The organism is Streptomyces caeruleatus (assembly GCF_001514235.1).
Taxonomy (GTDB): domain Bacteria; phylum Actinomycetota; class Actinomycetes; order Streptomycetales; family Streptomycetaceae; genus Streptomyces; species Streptomyces caeruleatus.
Map to the genome: position 1 here is coordinate 1,029,404 of NZ_KQ948924.1, position 18,274 is coordinate 1,047,677.

At 68.0% G+C, this 18,274-nt stretch carries 11 protein-coding genes and 2 pseudogenes; 10 read left to right on the top strand and 3 right to left on the bottom strand.

The window, feature by feature from the left end; all coding sequences use genetic code 11:
* Positions 1 to 5 precede the first annotated feature (5 nt).
* Positions 6 to 1,562 (bottom strand): ABC transporter substrate-binding protein, encoded by a 1,557-nt coding sequence (locus AQJ67_RS04505; RefSeq protein WP_062716626.1) that lies wholly within the window; start codon positions 1,560 to 1,562, stop codon positions 6 to 8.
* Between the two features lie 373 nt (positions 1,563 to 1,935).
* Between AQJ67_RS04505 and AQJ67_RS04510 the strand changes: the two genes are divergently transcribed.
* The 4 genes from AQJ67_RS04510 (at position 1,936) to AQJ67_RS04525 (ending at position 6,201) form a co-directional block, all read left to right on the top strand.
* Entirely contained in the window at positions 1,936 to 2,949 is a 1,014-nt protein-coding gene (locus tag AQJ67_RS04510; RefSeq protein ID WP_062716627.1) for a LacI family DNA-binding transcriptional regulator, read from the top strand.
* A 3-nt stretch (positions 2,950 to 2,952) separates the two neighbouring features.
* Positions 2,953 to 3,996 (top strand): family 43 glycosylhydrolase, encoded by a 1,044-nt coding sequence (locus AQJ67_RS04515; RefSeq protein WP_062716628.1) that lies wholly within the window; start codon positions 2,953 to 2,955, stop codon positions 3,994 to 3,996.
* Positions 3,997 to 4,132: 136 nt separating this feature from the next.
* A complete protein-coding gene (locus AQJ67_RS04520) occupies positions 4,133 to 4,936 on the top strand; it encodes an SGNH/GDSL hydrolase family protein (RefSeq protein WP_062716629.1) in 804 nt (267 codons plus the stop codon).
* A 77-nt stretch (positions 4,937 to 5,013) separates the two neighbouring features.
* The gene (locus AQJ67_RS04525; RefSeq protein ID WP_062716630.1) at positions 5,014 to 6,201 is read left to right on the top strand and encodes a serine hydrolase domain-containing protein; all 1,188 of its coding nucleotides are present in this window, start codon (positions 5,014 to 5,016) and stop codon (positions 6,199 to 6,201) included.
* Between the two features lie 276 nt (positions 6,202 to 6,477).
* Here the strand turns inward: AQJ67_RS04525 and AQJ67_RS04530 are convergent, their stop codons facing one another.
* Positions 6,478 to 7,740 carry a carboxylesterase/lipase family protein gene (locus AQJ67_RS04530; RefSeq protein ID WP_079055751.1) on the bottom strand — a complete coding sequence of 421 codons (1,263 nt, stop codon included), beginning with the start codon at positions 7,738 to 7,740 and terminating at the stop codon, positions 6,478 to 6,480.
* Positions 7,741 to 7,895: 155 nt separating this feature from the next.
* On the opposite strand from AQJ67_RS04530, the pseudogene AQJ67_RS50945 reads away from it, so the two are divergent.
* From AQJ67_RS50945 to AQJ67_RS04545, 4 genes and pseudogenes are all read left to right on the top strand, one after another.
* A pseudogene (locus AQJ67_RS50945) lies at positions 7,896 to 8,081 on the top strand (hypothetical protein); the annotation flags it as partial.
* A gap of 831 nt (positions 8,082 to 8,912) precedes the next feature.
* Entirely contained in the window at positions 8,913 to 10,484 is a 1,572-nt protein-coding gene (locus AQJ67_RS04535; RefSeq protein WP_079055753.1) for an amino acid adenylation domain-containing protein, read from the top strand.
* A complete protein-coding gene (locus tag AQJ67_RS04540) occupies positions 10,484 to 11,764 on the top strand; it encodes a ferredoxin reductase domain-containing protein (RefSeq protein ID WP_062716632.1) in 1,281 nt (426 codons plus the stop codon). Before AQJ67_RS04535 ends, AQJ67_RS04540 begins: the two co-directional genes overlap by 1 nt.
* A 23-nt stretch (positions 11,765 to 11,787) precedes the next feature.
* Complete coding sequence (locus AQJ67_RS04545) at positions 11,788 to 12,555, top strand: enoyl-CoA hydratase-related protein (protein ID WP_062716633.1); 768 nt, start codon at positions 11,788 to 11,790, stop codon at positions 12,553 to 12,555.
* A gap of 208 nt (positions 12,556 to 12,763) precedes the next feature.
* Here the strand turns inward: AQJ67_RS04545 and AQJ67_RS04550 are convergent.
* Positions 12,764 to 13,353, bottom strand: a pseudogene (locus AQJ67_RS04550) (transposase); the annotation flags it as partial.
* 406 nt (positions 13,354 to 13,759) lie between these two features.
* Here AQJ67_RS04550 and AQJ67_RS04555 point away from each other — a divergent pair.
* Positions 13,760 to 14,185: a hypothetical protein gene (locus tag AQJ67_RS04555; protein ID WP_062716635.1), complete on the top strand. Its 426-nt coding sequence runs from the start codon at positions 13,760 to 13,762 to the stop codon at positions 14,183 to 14,185.
* Between the two features lie 2 nt (positions 14,186 to 14,187).
* Positions 14,188 to 18,087 (top strand): NACHT and WD repeat domain-containing protein, encoded by a 3,900-nt coding sequence (locus AQJ67_RS04560; RefSeq protein WP_062716636.1) that lies wholly within the window; start codon positions 14,188 to 14,190, stop codon positions 18,085 to 18,087.
* Positions 18,088 to 18,274 lie beyond the last annotated feature (187 nt).

Here is an 18,274-nt window from a genome sequence, read left to right on the forward strand (position 1 = left end):
CGTGCCTACCGGAAGTCGCTCAGCTTGGGAGCGAGCTGGTTGAGGTCGGTGGACTTGTCGAGCTCGACCTTCTTCGGGTCGTAGCCGAAGAAGCTGTTCATGTAGACCCAGGGGGCGAACCACGCCTGGTCGATGAGGTGCTGGTTCAGCTGCTTCTGCGGGGTCGCCGACTTCTCGCCCTGACTGGTCAGGACGGTGTTCCAGAGGCGGTCGATGGTGGGATCGGTGATCTTCTGCGTATTCCAGACGGACGTCGGCAGAACGGTGCCGTCGATGCTGAGCCGCGAGTCGCCGTGGTTGCCGAGCGGCCAGAAGATGATCGGGTACTTGCCGCTGAGCATGTCGAGCAGGGCGTTCGACCCGGACAGGGTGACCTGCTTGGCCTCGATGTTGAGTTCCTTCAGACCTTGGATGACGACCGGCATGGCGGCGTCCAGGCCGAAGTTGGCGAGGTAGGGGATGTCCACGGAGAACCCGTCCGCGTAGCCGGCCTCGGCCATGAGCTTCTTGGCGGCGGAGATGTCGTACGGATACGGGTCCTTGAGGTCGGGGATCCACGCGGCGCTGTTCTTGCGGAATATCTGCGCGGTGGGCTCGGCCTGCCCCTGGTAGAGCTTCTGGGCGATGGCGGCCTTGTCGAAGACCATGTTGATGGCGCGGCGGACCCTGACGTCGCCGAGCGCGGGGACGATCTTGCCCTTGCGGTCCTCGATGAGCAGGCCGGCCCACTGGCCCTGCTGCACCAGCGGCTTCAGCCCGGAGGACTTCAGCTGGCTCAGCGTCGACGTGTCGGCGATCGTGCCGGAGATCTGCCCGCTCTTCAGGGCGTTCACCCGCGCCGTCCGGTCGGTGAGGACCTTCAGCGTGATCTTCTTGTACGGGTAGTGGTCCGCGTTCCAGTGGGCGGGGTTCTTCTCGAGTACGTACACGGAGCCGGGTGTCGAGGCGGCCTTGTCGTAGAGGTACGGCCCGGATCCCACCGGCGCACGGTCCAGGTTTCCGGACGCGAGGTACTGGGGGCTGGCGATGGCCCCGGAGCCGAGGCACAGGAAGGTGGTGAGGTACGACTTCGGCTTCGGAGTGGTCACCACCACGGTCGACGTGTCCGGCGACGACACCTTGACCCCTGGCAGGAAGCTCTTCCCGCCCGGCGCGTTCACCTGGTACTCCAGCGCCTCCTTGACGGCCGGGCCGTCCACCGGTGTTCCGTCGCTGAACTTCATCCCGGGCCGCAAGTGCAGCGTGAGCTTGGTGTTGTTGTCCGTGAAGTCGTAGCTCCGGGCGAGGTTCGGCTTGACGTTGCCGAACTCGTCGCAGCTGAAGATCGTGTCGTACACGGCCTCCGACGCCCAAGCCACGGAACCGGGCAGGATCTTGCCCGGGTCCCAGCCGGGGATATCGGCCTCCAGCCCGAGAACCAGGTTGTCCTTGGCCGTCCTGCCGCCTCCGGCGGCACCTTCGCCGTTCGTGTTGCCGCTGGTGCAGCCGCTTGCGGCGAGCGTCGCCAGCAGCGCGCCGCATGCGACGACGGGGGCCAGGCCGCGGCGTCTTCCGGTTGCCATGTGTACTCCTCGGCACGATCAGTTCCCACGACGGCCCGCATGGGTGGGTGGTGGGGACGGGTGGCGCCCGACGGCTGGGTCCACAGGGAAAAGGGCCGTCGGCATCGGCGACTTGCTGCCCAGTTCGTAAAACGATTTCTGAGCTTTACCCGGAGTCTAGGTGCGCCGCGTCGCGCGCTGTCAAGGCTCGTGCAGCAGCGAACTCATGCAGAGCCACCGTCCGATACCCCGGTACCCCGCGCACCTAGGACTGCCGTTTGTGACCGCACACGCGAAGGGTGTAAAAGGATTCACAAGATTGCCCCGGGGCGACCCACGCCCGGGCCATCCGATGTGACGACCCGTCACCCGTACTGGCAGACAGGAGGACCAGGTGAGCGGCCCTCGTGTCACGATCCGTGAAGTCGCGCGCGCCGCCGGCGTCTCGCAGGCGGCGGTGTCCAAGGTGCTCAATGACGGTTACGGCGTCAGCGCGGCCATGCGCGAGAAGGTCATGCGCGCGGTCACGGAACTGGGGTACCGGCCGAACGCCGCCGCCCGCGCCATGCGCGGAAGGTCGCACACGATCGGCGTCGTGGCCGACATCCGCACGCCGATCGTGGCCCAGATCACGGAGGGCATCGAGGAGGGGCTGCAAGGCTCCTCTCTCGACATCCTGCTCGCACCGGTGGGAAAGGCCCCCGAACGCCAGCGCAGCAGCATCGACGCCATGCTCAACCGGAATCTCGAGGGCCTGATCCTGATCGTTCCCTCCCTGCCCCGCCCCGAGCTGGAAGCGCTCGGGCAGTCGATCCCGACCGTCCTCATCGGCCGGCACGGAGGCGGCCGCCACTTCGACAGCGTCATGGACGACGACGTGGCGGGAGCCGGGTTGGCCGTCGAGCATCTGGTCGGCCTGGGGCACCAGCGGATCTCCCATATCGCGATGCCTATGGGGAAGTTCCGCCGACCGTCGGTCCTCCCGCAGACCGCCCGGGAGGACGGATACGTCATCGCGATGCGCGACCACGACCTGGAACCCGACGTCATCACAACCGACTACACCGAGGAAGGCGGCCACACCGGCGCCATGACCGCGCTGCGGCGCAAGAAGCCGGCGACCGCGGTCTTCGCGGGCACCGACATGGTCGCCCTGGGCGTCCTGCGGGCGGCGCACGAGCTGGGACTGCGCGTCCCGGAGGACCTGTCCGTCGTCGGCGCGGACAACATCCCGGTCAGCGCGCTGCCGCAAATCGCGCTCACCACCATCGACCCGGCCGGAAAGCTGAACGGCTCGACCAGCACCAGGCTGCTGCGCGAACGCATCGACGGCCGCCGCAATCCGGTCACCCACGCCATCACCCCCTCCCTGGTGGTCCGGGGGACGACGGCACCACCGAGAGAGTGACCGATGACGAACACCTCCATCAGGCCCGGCGAGGTATGGCTAGACGCCGACGGCAACCGCATACAGGCCCACGGCGGCTCGCTCCTGCACCTCGACGGCACTTTCTACTGGTACGGCGAGAACAAGGAGAGGACCAAGCCCGGCAACGGCATCTGGCACTGGGGCATTCGGTGCTACTCGTCGACGGACCTGTACAACTGGACCGACGAAGGCCTCATCATCCCGCCGGTGGAGGACGACCCCGAGTCGCCGCTCCATCCGGCACAGATGGTGGACCGGCCGCACATCATCCATGACGCACGCACGGGACGGTTCGTGTGCTGGCTGAAGATCATGGGGACCGGCCATACCCAGACGGCGACCGTCCTCGCCGCCGACCACCTGCTCGGCCCCTACAGGATCGTGCGGACCGGGCTGCATCCGCTCGGGATGAACGCGGGCGACTTCGACCTCGTCGTGACGCCTGACGACGGCAAGGGCTACTACTACTTCGAGCGGGTCCACAGCGAACTCGTCTGTGCGGACCTCAGCAACGACTACACGGACGTGACGGGGTACTACTCCACCCACTTCCCCCGGCACCGGCCGCCGGACGTCCGGGAGGCGCCCGCCCATTTCACCCGCAACGGGCTGCACTACCTGTTCACTTCAGGGACCACCGCGTACTTCCCGAACCGCTCGGAAGCCGCCGTGGCGAAGACCTACCACGGGCCGTGGACCGTCCTCGGCGACCCGCATCCCGGCGATCCGACGGGCACGTCCTTCCGCTCGCAGATCAGCTCGGTCTTCAGGCACCCGGCCAAGAAGGACCTGTACATCGCCCTCGCCGACCGGTGGTTGCCGCAGGTCACGGCCCAAGTGGCCCAAAAGGCACCGGACTTGTTCCGGCGGATGTTCTCGGGTGAGCCGTTCGCACCCGATCCGGACCTGGCGGCGGTGGAGGCGGACACGTCCGTCGCCGACTACGTCTGGCTGCCCGTCCGGTTCGAAGGTGACATGCCGGTCATCGACTGGCACGACGAGTGGCGCATCGAGGACTACGCCTGAGGAAGGCGCACAGGTCGTCATCTGGCGGCATCAGGGACCTTGACTCCGAGTAAAGGTGGCTCTACTTTACTCAGCGTTAACCTCTGTCGCCGCGTTCGCAGGCCGCGAACGGGCGACCTCCCCTCATGGAGGCACCATGCGAAAGCAGTTGCTCCGCCTCGTCACCGCCCCCGTGCCCCTGCTGGTCGCACTCGGCCTGCTCGCCGCACCCGCCCACGCGGCAACCCCCGCCTACGACTCGACCACCCGGTACGTGGCGATGGGCGACTCCTTCTCCTCCGGTCTCGGCGCGCCGAACGCCAGCCTCGACTGCGGCCGCAGCCCGCAGGGTTACCCCACCCTGTGGGCCCAGGCGCACGGCATCACCTCGTTCACCGACGTCACCTGCGGAGGCGCGGTGACCGACGACGTCCTGGCCGAGCAGGTGTCGGGGCTGAACGCCCAGACCGACGTGGTCACCATCACCATCGGCGGGAACGATGCCGCGTGGGGAGACAAGGTCATGACCTGCATGGTCTCCGGCGACGCCGCCTGCACCGACGCGGTGGACAAGGCCGTGGCCGACCTGCCCACCATCACGGCCAAAGTCGACCGGACCTATGCCGCGATCCGCGCGGCAGCCCCCAACGCGACGGTCTACGTACTCGGCTACCCGCTCCTGTTCGAGGAGACCGTCGACTGCACAGCCTGGCTCGTCCCCAACCAGTACCAGCGCAAGGAGATCAACCGGTTCGGCACCGCGCTCAACCGGACGCTCGCCGACCGCGCTTCGAACGCCGGATTCCGGTTCGTCGACGCCCAGCCGTTCTTCGCCGGACACGCGGTCTGTTCCAGCCAGCCGTGGATCTACCCCGTCGTCAACCTTCCCGCTCCCCTGCACCCCACCGCCGACGGCTACCGGCTCGGCTACCTGACCGCCCTCACCTCGGCCACCGGCTGATCCATGGTCCGCCCGGCTGAGCCCGGACGGGGCCAGGCTCAGCCGCGCCGCGGTTCCGGCCCCATGGAGAGCTCAGGATGACGCGTTTCACCCAGCACCGCGGCAAGTTGGTCAGAGGCCGGTTCACGAAGGACATGGCACCGGTTGTCGAGGCGTTCGCGCAAAGCCTCCCGGATCCCGCCGCCGGTGGCGCCGCCCTGTCGGTGTGGCGCGACGGCCGAGAGGTCGTCGACGTCCACGCAGGGATCGCCGACACGAGGACCGGGCGTCCCTGGGACGCCGACACCCGCGCCGTGCTCTTCTCGGCGACGAAGGGCCTCGCGGCCGTCGCGGTCGCTCGGCTCGGCCAGAAACTCCTGCTGGACCTGGACGCCCCCGTCGCCTCCGTCTGGCCGGAGTTCGCCGTCCACGGCAAGGGCGGCGTCACCATGACGGACGTGCTCGCCCATCGCGCCGGCCTCGTCGCGCCGGACACCGCGATGAGTGTGGAAGAACTGGTCGACATCACCGGGTTCGCCAAGCAACTGGCCGAGCAGCGGCCGATGTGGCCGAACGCCCGGTCACACCTCTACCACGCGCTCACCTGGGGTCCGCTGGTGAGCGAGATCGTACGCCGCGGGAGCGGCCGGGATGCCACGGACGTCTTCGCCCGTGACATCGCCGCCTCCCTCGACGCCGCGGTCACCCTGCGGGCCGACGACCGGGACCTCGCGCGCGTGGCGTACACGACGGTGCCGCCCGAGGTGGAGCTGACGGCGTCACAGACCATCCCGCAGATGGGCGAGCCGGCCCTGAGGATGCTGACCGCGGGCGGCGCCCTGCCGCTCACCCTGGTCGGGGACGGCACCGGCCTGAACGACCCCCGCGTGCTGAGGTCGGGCCTGCTCAGCGCGGCAGGGGTCGGCACTGCGTCGGGGCTCGCACGCATCTGGTCCGCCACGGTCAGGCCGACGCGCGGCGTGCGCGTCCTGTCCGGCCACGCCGTACGGCGGCTCACCACTCCGCGCAGCGAAGGCCCTGGCGCCACCGACACGGAGGAGGACGCCCCGTTCCACCGGTGGGGCGCCGGCGTGCAGCTCGCCTCCGACGCGCTCGACTGGCTCGGCCCCGCCTCGTTCGGACACGACGGCGCCGGAGGGCAGGCCGGCTTCGCCGATCCCGGCTACGGGATCGGCTTCGGGTACGTCACCAACCGGATGGCTGCCGCTCCCCCGGCCGGACCGATCGTCGAAGCGCTCCGCTCGGTACTCGACAGCGCCAGTTGAGACGGCACGACCATCGGCCACCTGTGAGCCGCCGTCGAGGCGTCAGGGCGTGACAACGCCCCTGGCCACCAGGACGTCCGCCCGTTCCACACGCGACGGCGACGCGCGTCCACGTCGTCGACAGGCGTGTCTCTGTCGTCGAGGAGCAGAGTCGTCCGCGTAGGGACGTCGTACTCGGGCCAGTCTCCGTGCGGCCTGCCGTCGCGCACGAACGACAGCCAGCCGCCGGAACCGGGTGTGCCAGCGCCAGCCGCTTTCCCCGCAGCGGTCCACGACTCAGCAGCGCGTAGGCCGCGCCGCGCCGGGCCGGGTCCACAGGTACGCCAGGTCCGCGGCGTGCGGGGCGCCGAGGAGAAGGCCGCGCTTGTCCAGGCGGTAGGTCCAGGTAGGGTGACCGGCTGCCGCATGGCGCTCGGCGAAGTGCCTGGTGGGCTTGGCGAACGTGACGTCCGTGCCCAGATCGCGCCTCCCCGCACGGTTCTCGGGGTACTCCGCCAGGATCCTGTCGGCGGTCTCGGCGCCGAGCTGGTCACGCAGGAGCCGTGCAAGGTGAGACCGGTGCCGAGGCAGGGCTTCTCGTACGCCCGGCAGGTCGAAGAACCTGATCTCGTCGCGGTTCCAGCCGGCCAACAGCGGGATGGGCGGCACCGGGGCCGTCCGCGCCTTCTCGAGGGACTCGGGGAGGAGGTCGCCATCGGAGACCGGCGCGGCGGGAACCGTGCCCGGGTACCGCCGCGCGACCAGCTGCTGGGCCGTGAGCACCGCGCCGACGCTCGCCTTGGTCAGAGCCGGCAGACCGACACCGTCCGGGTCCAAAGCGGTCCGGATCTCGGTCCCGAGGCGCTGTCCGACCGCCCCGTCATGCACGAGGTCGAGCGCCCCGCTCTGCATGATCGCCCGATGGAACAAGGGGTGTGCGGCGGGAGTTGGCATCAGCAACGAGACGGACATCGAGCCGGCCGATTCACCGGCGAGCGTGACGGTTCGCGGGTCGCCGCCGAAGAGCTCGGTGTTGTCGCGCACCCAGGTGAGGGCGGCGATCTGGTCACGGAGACCGAGATTGCGAGGAACCCCGAGGTCGCTCAGGTCGGGGAAGCCGAGGACGCCGAGCCGGTAGTTGACGGTGACCACGACGACGTTTCCCTCGGCCGCGAGCCGCGCACCGTCGTACGCGGACCCGGCACCGCCCTGGTAGGCGCCGCCGTGGATCCACACGACCACCGGGCGGCGTGCGTCGTCGGCGGAGGGTGAGTACACGTTGAGGTACAGGGCGTCCTCCGCTTCGCTGCCCTCCCCACCGAGGGTGCGCAGCGGCGGCTGCGCGCAGGGCGCACCGAACTGCGCGAAGACGGTGGGCCGTCGGGGCGGCGACGCGGGTTCCGGCTCCCGGAACCGGGAGGCTGTCGCGTAGCGAATGCCGCGCCACGCCACCACACAACCCTCGCGTGTGCCTATGTGATTGCCCGCCGCGGTGTTCGGCTCGATGCCCACGCGCCATCTCGCGGACCAGAGCCGGGCGGCGTCACTCGCCCAACCCATCGGCCGACAGCAGGCCGACAGGACCGTGCGCCTCCTGAACCAGACGCTATCCAGGCTGTGCAGACTGCCCGAGCTGATGGAGGAGCTGACGGAACCCGTCTGACGCGCTTCGTCCGGCGGGGCCGACCTGGAGTGGGACGGCGAGCGTCGAGGACGCTGCCGAGGCGTTCGGCTTGTCGAGATCGAAGAGCTATCACCTCGTTCGCCGAGGAGCATTCCCATGCCGCGCGCTACCGATAGGCCGCACCGCCCGCGTCGTCAGCGCCTCGCTCCTCCGCGTACTCGAGAGCGGCGAGCCGGAGTGCAACGGAGCCTCCAGTGCAAGCCCCAATCCGTCATGACCAACTGCACGACCACGCCCCGCCGCAGCAAGCCGGCGGGGCGTCGTCGTATCAGGTCCCGTCTGCGCAGGGCCCCCGCCGGACCAAGCCAACGGGGGTCCTCACGTGTCACGAGCGATCACATGCGTGTCACCAACCCCGCGGACGCACTCACGCGACAAGGCCCTGACCTGGACTTACGCGCTCACCTTGGACCAACTGGACGCCCGTGGACGGTTCCTACGACATGTGCCACGTCGTGCCGAGGGAGGGGCCGAGGATGAGGACCGGGGCGTCTTCCGGGCCGTCGAAGCGGTACTGCAGGGTGCTCATCGGTGTCTCACTCACCCGCCCGACCCTCTCATCTGTCACGAGATGTCACATCGCCGGGGTGGACGTAGCGGGCCTTGCCCCTGCTCAGGCCGCGAGCCCGCCCTCGCGAACCTGAGATGTTCGTCACTGGTCTGCCGGCCGCCGCAAAAGCGTGATGGCTGGTCAGCCCGGAACGTTCGCCAACCTCGGCAGGCGAGGTCCCCCCACCCATCCCCACCGCTCCCCAGCGCCCGCCCAGCCCTTGTCGACTTGGACAGCCCGAAGTACCGAGAAGCTCAAGGCCCATAGAAGGCGATCAAGGAAAAATAGACAATCTAAATCAGAAATCCACTTGGACGCCAGACTCGACAAATGTGATTTACGCCATCCGACAGGATTCCTGTTGATCTCTTGTTGAGGCTTAAAGTTCCATGCCTAGATACCCCGGCGCGCAAAAACCGGCACTCCCGGCAACTCGCGCCATGCCGGATGTTCCCCCTATACACCATGATTCTTTGAACAGGCAGGTGCCCTCGACTCATGTCTCTGCTACAGCTGACTCCACACGACAGGGCCCTCTTCCGGGAATTCGGTTATGGCCCTGCCGTTCCGGTCCCGGACCCGTTCGTCCACCACGCCTTCGAACGGTGGGCCGGCACCGACGCCGATGCCGTGGCCGTCGAGCACGAGGGCGCCACGATCACGTACCGCGAGCTCAACCACCGAGCGAACGCCGTTGCCGCCCGCCTCGTCCGTGAGGGTGTGCGCCCAGGCGATCACGTGGGCCTCTTCGTCCGCCGCTCCATCCCGATGGTCGTCGGCCTGCTCGGCATCCTCAAGGCAGGCGCCGCCTACGTGCCGCAGGACGTAGGACTGGCGCCCGTGTCCCAGCTCGACCACGTCGTCAGCACCGCGGCGACCCGAGTGATCCTCGCGCAAGAGGAGCACGCGGACCGCATCCCCGTTTCGAGCGGCCGGGTGCTGATCGCCTTGGACGGACCCATGCCCTACGAACCGCCCGTGGCCGTCCGCGTCCGCCCCGACGACGGCTGCTACGTGCTGTTCACCTCCGGCACCACCGGCAAGCCCAACGGCGTGAAGGTCACCCACCGCAACGTCGCGAACATCCTCCTCACCGCTCCCGGGAACCTGGGCATCCGCCCCGGTGACCGGGTGGCCCAGCTCCTCAACGTCGCCTTCGACATGGCCGCCTGGGAGATCCTCGGCTGCCTGGCCCACGGCGGAACTCTGGTCATCCGCGGCAAGGACATCACCGAGACGGCCCGGTCCGCGGACGTCATCATCGCCACACCCACCGTGCTGTCCGGTATCGACCCGGCGATCTGCACACGGGTACGGACCGTGGCCGTCGCGGGTGAACCGTGCCCGCGCCCACTGGCGGACCTGTGGGCTCGCAAGGCCACCTTCTACAACTCCTGCGGACCCACCGAGACGACGATCGTCAACACGATGCGCCGCCATGAAGCCGATGACCTGCTGCTCACGATCGGCCGCCCGACTCCCAACAACACGGTGTACGTCCTCGACGAGCACCGGCGGCCGGTGCCCATCGGCGAGGTCGGGGAGATGTGGGCGGGCGGCGACTGCGTGTCGGCCGGCTACCTCGGTAACGACGAGCTGAACGCCGAGCGCTACGCTCCCGATCCCTTCCTCGGCGGTGGAAGCCGCATGTTCCGCACACGCGACCTCGGCCGTTGGACGCCCGACGGCGAACTCGAACACCTCGGCCGCACCGACGACCAGGTCAAGGTGCGCGGCTTCCGGGTCGAACTCGACTCCGTCACCTCGGTGCTGGAACGTACGCCCGGTTGTGTCCGAGCGGTCACGTTGAAGTGGGACGCGCGGAACCTGGTGTCGTTCGTCTGTCCGGCCGACGTCGACGCGGAGGCGGCTCGCAGCGCGGTCGCCGAAGCCCTGCCGTACTACTGCGTACCGGCCCATGTCATGCCCCTGGCGACGCTTCCGGAGACCGCCCGCGGGAAGATCGACAAGGCGGCTCTGATGCAACTGGCGGAAAGGTGGCTGGCGGACCAGCCAACGACGTCCGCGTCACTGGACGGGGCAACGGCCCTCACGGCAGAGGCCGCGTAATGACCACCTCACCACGCATCACCACGCAGCCGCCTGTCGTGGACGCGACGGAACTCCCCCCGCTCGCCCCGCGCATCCGACGGGTCTTCAAACACCCCCGTCTCATGCACTACAACCGCCTCGCGGCTCTCGTCCTGCTGGCCAACGTGTCGTACCTGCTCCTCGACCGGCCACTGGAGATCAGGTCCTTGGGCCACGCGTCCCTCGCCAACCTCACGCTCGCTGTCGTCGTACGCCAGCAGTACGTCATCAACCTCCTTTTCCAAATGGCCACTTGGGCACCGACCTCATGGCCGCTCAAGGTGCGCTGGACGCTGGGGAAGGTCTACCACTTCGGCGGTCTGCACGTGGGCGGAGCACTGGCCGGAGCACTGTGGTTCGCGGCGCTCACCGTGGCCGTGACCGCGCGAGGCGGCGACGTCCCGCTCACCGCGGTGAGTTGGACGCTGATCGCCCTGCTCGCCGTCATCATCGCGACCGCGCTGCCGCCCCTCCGTTCCCGCTTCCATGACCACTTCGAGAAGATCCACCGCTTCGGCGGCTGGACGGCGCTGGCCCTCTTCTGGACGCACACCGCGCTGAACGAGGGGGGACTGGTGGAATTCGGCGTCCTGTCCGTCGTCACGTTCAGTGTCGCCCTGCCCTGGACGCGCTTGCGCAAGGTGAGCGTCCAAGTGGAACGGCCTTCGTCGCATGTGGCGTTGGCTCGCTTCGATTACGGGGAGAAACCTTTCGCCGGATCGTCGACCGCGATCAGCCGCAGCCCGCTCAAGGAGTGGCACTCCTTCGCGAACGTGCCCGCACCGCAGGAGCCGGGCTTCCGGCTCACCATCTCGCGGGCCGGCGACTGGACAGCCTCCTTCATCGATGACGCCCCCGAGCACGTATGGGTGAAGGGCATCACCACGGCCGGGGTCGCGAACATCGAGGTCCTGTTCAAAAAGGTCATCTACGTCGCCACGGGCAGCGGCATCGGCCCCTGCCTGCCGCACCTGCTGGCCGCCGAGGTCCCCTCGCGTCTCGTCTGGGCGACCCGTGACCCGCGGGCGACCTATGGCGACGCCCTCGTCGACGAGATCCTCGCGGTACACCCGGACTCCGTCGTCTGGGACACCTCACTGCACGGCAAGCCGGACATGGTGCGCCTGGCGTACGCCGCGTACCGGGACTTCGGCGCAGAGGCTGTCATATGCATCTCCAACAAGAAGCTCACCTGGCAAGTGGTTCAGGGGCTGGAACGCCGGGGCATTCCCGCATACGGCGCGATCTGGGACTCCTGACCGGCAGGTGGAAAGGCACGTCGATGAACACTCTGAAGTTGGAACGCCAGGGCCGGGTGGTCACGGTACGTCTCCACCGCCCGCATGTCCTCAACGCGCTCAGCGCCGAGCTGCTGGCCGAACTGCTCGACGCGCTGCGTCCTCTTGACACGGACCCGGACGTCGGCGCCTTCGTGGTGACGGGCTCGGAGAAGGTCTTCGCGGCTGGCGCCGACATCAAGGAGATGGCGGGGAAATCGGCCGTCGACATGGCGCACGAGGACTACTTCTCCGGGTGGGAGGAGTTCGCCGCCTTCCGCACACCGAAGATCGCCGCGGTCAGTGGTTACGCCCTCGGTGGCGGTTGCGAACTGGTGATGATGTGCGACCTTGTCATCGCGGGCGAGTCGGCGGTCTTCGGCCAGCCGGAGATCAAGCTCGGCGTGATCCCCGGCATCGGCGGCACCCAGCGCCTGACGCGCCTTGTCGGACGGGCCAAGGCGATGGACCTGATCCTCACCGGCCGCACGATGAACGCGCGGGAGGCCGAACGGGCGGGTCTCGTCTCACGCGTGGTACCCGACGACCGGATCACCACGGAAGCCGAGCAGGCGGCTGAGGCCATCGCCTCCTACAGCCGCACCGCCGTCACCGCGGCCCGCGAATGCGTGGATCGCGCGGAGAACTCCAGCCTCAGCGAAGGCGTGCTCTTCGAACGCCGCGTGTTCCACGCACTGTTCGCCACGGAGGATCAGAAGGAAGGCATGAGCGCCTTCCTCGAAAAGCGCGAGCCGCGATTCACCGGCCGCTAGCCTCGATCATTCATGAGGGTCCGCCAGCTTGCTGACGGACCCTTTGTGGTGGGTGCCGGTGGGGACTCTCGGCGTCTGGACAGGTTCAGTGCCCGGCTTTCGCGCCGGGTGGGCACCGGGTTCCACGGCTCCGGTGGGCTGATGCGGCTCGCAGAGATGGGAAAGTGCGGTTCAGCCGAGGTTCGGGAGGGTGTGGAGCGGTCCAGGGCGCGCCGGTGATCATGCCGGTGAAGGGCCAGTGGGGCTTGGCGAGGCGGAGGTATCGGCGGCGGCCGGTGGTGACGGGCTGGGCGGCGGTGGAGAACAGTCGAAGCCGCAGGCGGCGGGGCTCGCGGAGCCGGGCATTGCCGTTGAGGGCGAGCAGGGGCATCCAGGCCGGCGGGTCGAGGACTATCTGCACGATCTCCAGCCAGACCTGGTTCTGCGCGGTGTCGTGGAGGGGGAGGTTGCGCAGGCCGGTGGAATGGGCGGCGCGGATGCGGTCCTCGGCCCGGGCGCGCCGGCGGTGGCGCGGTTCGAGGGCGGCGATCGCCTCGTCGGCCGTGTCGGTGGCGAGGAGTCGGGAGAGGGTCGGGTCGGAGGCCACCGGCCCGAACACAGCGGGCTCCGCCCGCAGCATGCTCACGTCGACCCAGAAAGTCCCCGCCCAAAGCCACCGCGAGGGCGACATGAAGAAGGACCTTGGTCGTGGACGGCCCGCTGCTTGCGCCACGGGGCGAGTGCCGCCGATATCGCCGCATCCAGGCCGGTCTTACGGACCGTCTCGGCCAACAGCACCGCACCACCCTTCGAAAGCACCCCGCGACCACCGCCCTCGACGCGGGCACACGGTCGGACCCGACTTCGCGATCACCAGTTGGACAGCCAACCTCGTGAAAGCGCGAGGCCGGCCAGCAGACTTCGTCCCACCGAGCGGAGATCACCCATGGTGTCGAGCGTGTGATGCGTGGCCGATCTGTTCGGCCTGGTAGACGAACGATTCTCCGATCGTTCGCTCGAAGTGGTGGTGGTCTCATTCTCCGTCTTTGCAGCCATGATCCCCAGTGTCAATGTCGTGATGTGGTAGCTGGCAGGGGCGTCGAAGCCTTCCATTCCCTGCTCACGTGCCGTGGCCGGCGTCGCCGTATCCAACGCTGCCGGAGAAGGGCCCGTGGCCAGGTTCGGATGGGTGACTCGCTCGACGTGCTGAGGGGCAGGGGAAGCAATGGATCTGGAATTGGCCGCGTTGGTTTCGAGCGCGGCAACGGCCATCGTGAGTGCGCTGGCGACGGACGGCTGGGAAAAGGCGAAGGACGTGGCCGGGGAATTCTGGCGGCGGGTCCATCCCGAGCGGGCCGAGATGGTCGAGGCGGAGCTTGTCGACACTCGCGCGGAGCTGCTCGCAGCTCGTGAGGCTCATAACGCTGAGGCGGAGCAGCACTTGGTGGGCGAGTGGCACGGTCGGCTTCGGCGACTGCTGGCCGCGGACCCCGAGTTGGCCAAGGAGTTGCAGCGCATGCTGGCGGAGCTGCGGTCCGCGGCCGGTGCCGAGGACCGGGCTGGGGCGGCGCGGATCGATATGCGGGCACGAGCTTCGGGAACAGGCCGGGTCTACCAAGCAGGAAGGGACCAGCACATCACCGAGCGATAACTGTGCCGGAGGAGCAGCAGCACAACGGAGAGCCGCGTGTCCACCTCGAAGGCAGCGCCTGCGACGGCGGCAGGACCTACCAGGCGGGGCGGGATCAGTTCGTCGCGGAGCGGGACCTGCACCTGCACTATCGGCATGGCGTGCACAGCGGTCGCCGGACTGACGCCGACGGGCTGGGGGATGAATGCCCGTATCCCGGCATGGCTTCGTTCGGCACGGAGGAGGCCCGCTGGTTCTTCGGGAGGGATATCGCGACGGCCCGACTGACGGCACGCCTGGACGAACGGCTGCAGGAGGGTGGGCCGCTGGCATTGGTCGCCTCGTCCGGTGCCGGAAAGTCGTCACTCCTCATGGCCGGACTTCTGCCTGCGCTCAAACGCGGAGCCCTGCCCGGTTCGCGGCACTGGCCCGTCCTGGCGTTCACTCCCACTGCTCGGCCTCTGGAAGCACTGACTGCGCAGATCAGGACGCTCACCGAGACCACCGTCGACGACATCAACGGCCGACTGGCGGCTGGTTTCGAGAGTGCCGCCGAGGTATTACGCGACGCGCTACGCACGCCTCCTCGTAACGATGGGCCGATGAACGCGCGCCTCGTGGTGGTCGTCGACCAATTCGAAGAGCTCTTCACGCTGTGCACGGACGACCGGGAGAGGGACAGCCTTCTCGGCTTCCTCTCGCACATCAGCGCCACTGGATCCGGCGATGAGCCGCTGGCAGCGGTCGTCTATGGACTGCGAGCCGACTTCTACGCACAGTGCGTCGGGCACCCCCAGGTCCGGGGTGTGCTCGAAGATGGTCAGTTACTCCTCGGCCCGATGACCCAGGCCGAGTTGCGCGAGGCGATCCTCTATCCAGCCGAGGAGGCTGGACTGGAGGTCGAACCCGGACTGATCGAACTTCTGCTCCGCGACCTGGGCGCCACAACCGACGGTGCGGGGGCTGGGGCGCGAGGATACAAGCCCGGACGTCTACCACTCCTGGCTCACACGCTGCGGGCCACCTGGACGCAACGTCACGGCAGCACGCTGACCGTGGCAGGCTACGAAGCCACCGGCGGCATTCACCATGCCGTTGCCGACACCGCGGAACGCCTGTACACCCGGCTGGGGCCGGACGCCCAGTCAGTGACCCGCACGCTCTTTCTTCGCCTCATCAAGGTCGGGGACGGCGTGGAGGACACGCGGCGGCACATGCTCCGCAGGGACCTGCTGGGCGGGCTCGACCCGGCCCTCGCTCAGGCAGCCGTGGATACGTTCACACACAGCCGGTTGCTGAGCCAGGAACAGGACACCGTCGAGATCACCCACGAAGCCCTGTTGCACGCTTGGCCCCGCCTGCGCTCGTGGATCGATACCGACCGGGTCGGCCACCTGATCCGTCAGGAGTTGGAACAGACAGCTGCCACCTGGAAGCGTGACGGGTACGACCAGTCCCTCCTGTACCGCGGGAACCGCCTGGAGGCAGTCCGTACCTGGGGGGCTCACCCAGATGACCTGAGCCACACCGCATCCGCGTTCGTGTGCGCGTCCCTCAGCCAGGAACGCCGTACGGCGACGTGGCGCCGTGCCCTCATCGCCGTGCTCGTCACCTTGACCCTTCTGGCCTGTGGCACGGCGGTATACGCGTTCCGGCTGCGCGACACCGCGCAAGCCCAACGTGACGAAGCGGTAGCGCACAGCCTCCTCACCGATGCCGACCGACTGCGTGACACCGACGCGTCGCTGGCCGCGCAGCTGGAGCTGGCGGCTCACCGCACTCACGCTTCGCCCTCTACGTACACGGCACTCGTCAGTGCCTCAGGTGCCGCACTTTCCACGCCCCTGCGCGGGCACCACGGCATCATCGAAACTGTGGCGTACCACCCCGAGGGACACACGCTGGCCAGCGCAAGCTACGACGGGACAGTACGACTGTGGAACGTCACCGATCCGACCCGCCCGCCAACGTCACGAACCGTCCGAGTGAGCCATTCCGGTCCGGTGTACTCGGTGGCATACAACAGCGACGGACATCTCATCGCCACGGCCGGCGAGGACGGCACGGTGCGGCTGTGGGACATCACCACGCAGAACGGTCCGCGCCTTGTCGGTCACATTCCCGGCAAGACAACCGGTCCGGCTTACGCGGTGTCCTTCCACCCTGACATGCGGACACTCATCACCGTGCGTGCCAGGAGCCGGTCGATTTCAAGCCTCAATGACACGATGGTGGAGATGTGGAACGTCGCCGACCCCGCCAACCCTGTCCCATTTGCAGAGCCCGTGGGGAGCCTGAGCGGCTGGCCCTCTCCCGCCATGTCGAGCAAAAAGGGACGGACCCTTGTCCGCAAGGACAACCGGCTGTGGGACATCACCGATCCGGCGGAACCTGCTCGACTGGACAGGCCTGTGCTTCGAAGGAGTTCAACACCGCCCAGGATGGCCCTCAGCCCGAATGGACGGCTCTTGGCCGTGACCGGCGGGGCCAAAGGAGTGCAACTGTGGAACTTGTCGGACCCTACGGCAAGTTCTCCCCTCAGCAATCTGGACGGACACACCAACGCCGTCACGGCGCTGGCCTTTTCCCGCGACGGACGCACCCTCGCCACAGGGAGTTCTGACCGGACAGCACTGCTGTGGAATGTTGACAACCCCAACAACCCGGTGCGCCTGGGCGATCCCCTCACCGGCCATACGGAACAGGTCTATTCCATTGCCTTCAGTCCGGACGGACACACTCTGGCCACAGCGAGCGGCGACCACACGGTACGCCTCTGGAGCAGACCGCAACCCGCTCTGATTACTGGACACAACAGCCTGATCAATTCGGTCGCCTACTCTCCGGACAGCCGCATACTGGCCACTGCGGCGTCGGATCTACGACTGTGGGACATCACCGATTCAGACAATCCCACTCTCCTGGGCAAACCACTGCTCCCTACTGGACGCGTCAGCCGAACCGGCGCGGAGGACTCCGGCGCAGGGTCCTACACAGACGAAGAGGGGCATATGGGCGAGGAATTCTACGCCGTTGCCTTCGCAGCCGACGGTCGGACAATGGCCACCGCAGGGTTCCTGGGCGTGATGCTGTGGGACGTGCGGAAGCCGAGCGACCCCAAGGCTCTGAGCAAGCCTTTCAGTCATGACAGTTTCCAGGGCTCGGTGGCGTTCACCCCGGACGGGAAGATGCTCGTTGCGGCGAATTCAGGCGGCGTGACTCTCTGGGACATCACCGATCCGCGGCAGCCGCGTCGCTTTGGCGATGCTTTGACCGACCAGGCGGTCAGGGCAGTCCTCAGCCCGGACGGCAAAACCCTGGCTACTGTCACGGACTCAGAGGCCGGCGAAGGCGTGCGCCTTTGGGACATTACTGATCCCGTCATGCCCCGCGTTCTGGGCAGGTTGCAGGAATCCGGCCAACCCGTGATCTCCGTGGCCTTCAGCCCCATGGGCGACATGTTGGTCAGTGGCGGCGAGAAGGGGACGGTGCGTCTGTGGGGCATTACCAACCCGAGTGATCCCACGCCCCTGGGGGCGCCTTTCACCCATCACGCGAACGCGGTCCGCACACTGGCCTTCAGCCCCGACGGCCAAACTCTGGCCAGCGGCAGCAAAGACGGGACGGTACGCCTGTCTCACGTGGAAAACCACCGTGGCATGGAGCCGTCGGACAGACCACTGAGGGCCTCGGCCAACTGGGTGTCCGTCAATTTCGATTCCACCGGCCGCACTCTCATGACTGTCGGCAATCAGATGGTGCACCTGTACCAAAGTGACGCGAACCAGGCAGCGCAACGTGTCTGCCGGGTCGCCGCCGACAGCCTGACCCGAAGCATCTGGCGGAAACACATCCCCACCCTCTCCTTCACACCCCCTTGTCTGGAATCAGGGCACACAGGACAAGCCGTCGGGCGAAGATGACCAGGCGGCGCGGGGCCAGGTCATGGATGTCACCGTCTCGCCCGCGGTCAGCACCGCACCGTCGGCCGCCATGGCGGCGACCGCGTAGACGCGAACCCGGTCGTGAGGCTGATCGGCGCCCCAGACCGCCTTCGCCCGGAAGCCCTCAGCCGGTCCGGGCTCAAGGAGCGCCACTCAGCTGCTTGGA

Bases quoted from the DNA above. Each gene is read 5' to 3' on its own strand.
- AQJ67_RS04505 (WP_062716626.1), bottom strand. From the start codon at position 1,562: ATGGCAACCGGAAGACGCCGCGGCCTGGCCCCCGTCGTCGCATGCGGC.
- AQJ67_RS04515 (WP_062716628.1), top strand. From the start codon at position 2,953: ATGACGAACACCTCCATCAGGCCCGGCGAGGTATGGCTAGACGCCGAC.
- AQJ67_RS04520 (WP_062716629.1), top strand. From the start codon at position 4,133: ATGCGAAAGCAGTTGCTCCGCCTCGTCACCGCCCCCGTGCCCCTGCTG.
- AQJ67_RS04525 (WP_062716630.1), top strand. From the start codon at position 5,014: ATGACGCGTTTCACCCAGCACCGCGGCAAGTTGGTCAGAGGCCGGTTC.
- AQJ67_RS04530 (WP_079055751.1), bottom strand. From the start codon at position 7,740: ATGGGTTGGGCGAGTGACGCCGCCCGGCTCTGGTCCGCGAGATGGCGC.
- AQJ67_RS04535 (WP_079055753.1), top strand. From the start codon at position 8,913: ATGTCTCTGCTACAGCTGACTCCACACGACAGGGCCCTCTTCCGGGAA.
- AQJ67_RS04540 (WP_062716632.1), top strand. From the start codon at position 10,484: ATGACCACCTCACCACGCATCACCACGCAGCCGCCTGTCGTGGACGCG.
- AQJ67_RS04545 (WP_062716633.1), top strand. From the start codon at position 11,788: ATGAACACTCTGAAGTTGGAACGCCAGGGCCGGGTGGTCACGGTACGT.
- AQJ67_RS04555 (WP_062716635.1), top strand. From the start codon at position 13,760: ATGGATCTGGAATTGGCCGCGTTGGTTTCGAGCGCGGCAACGGCCATC.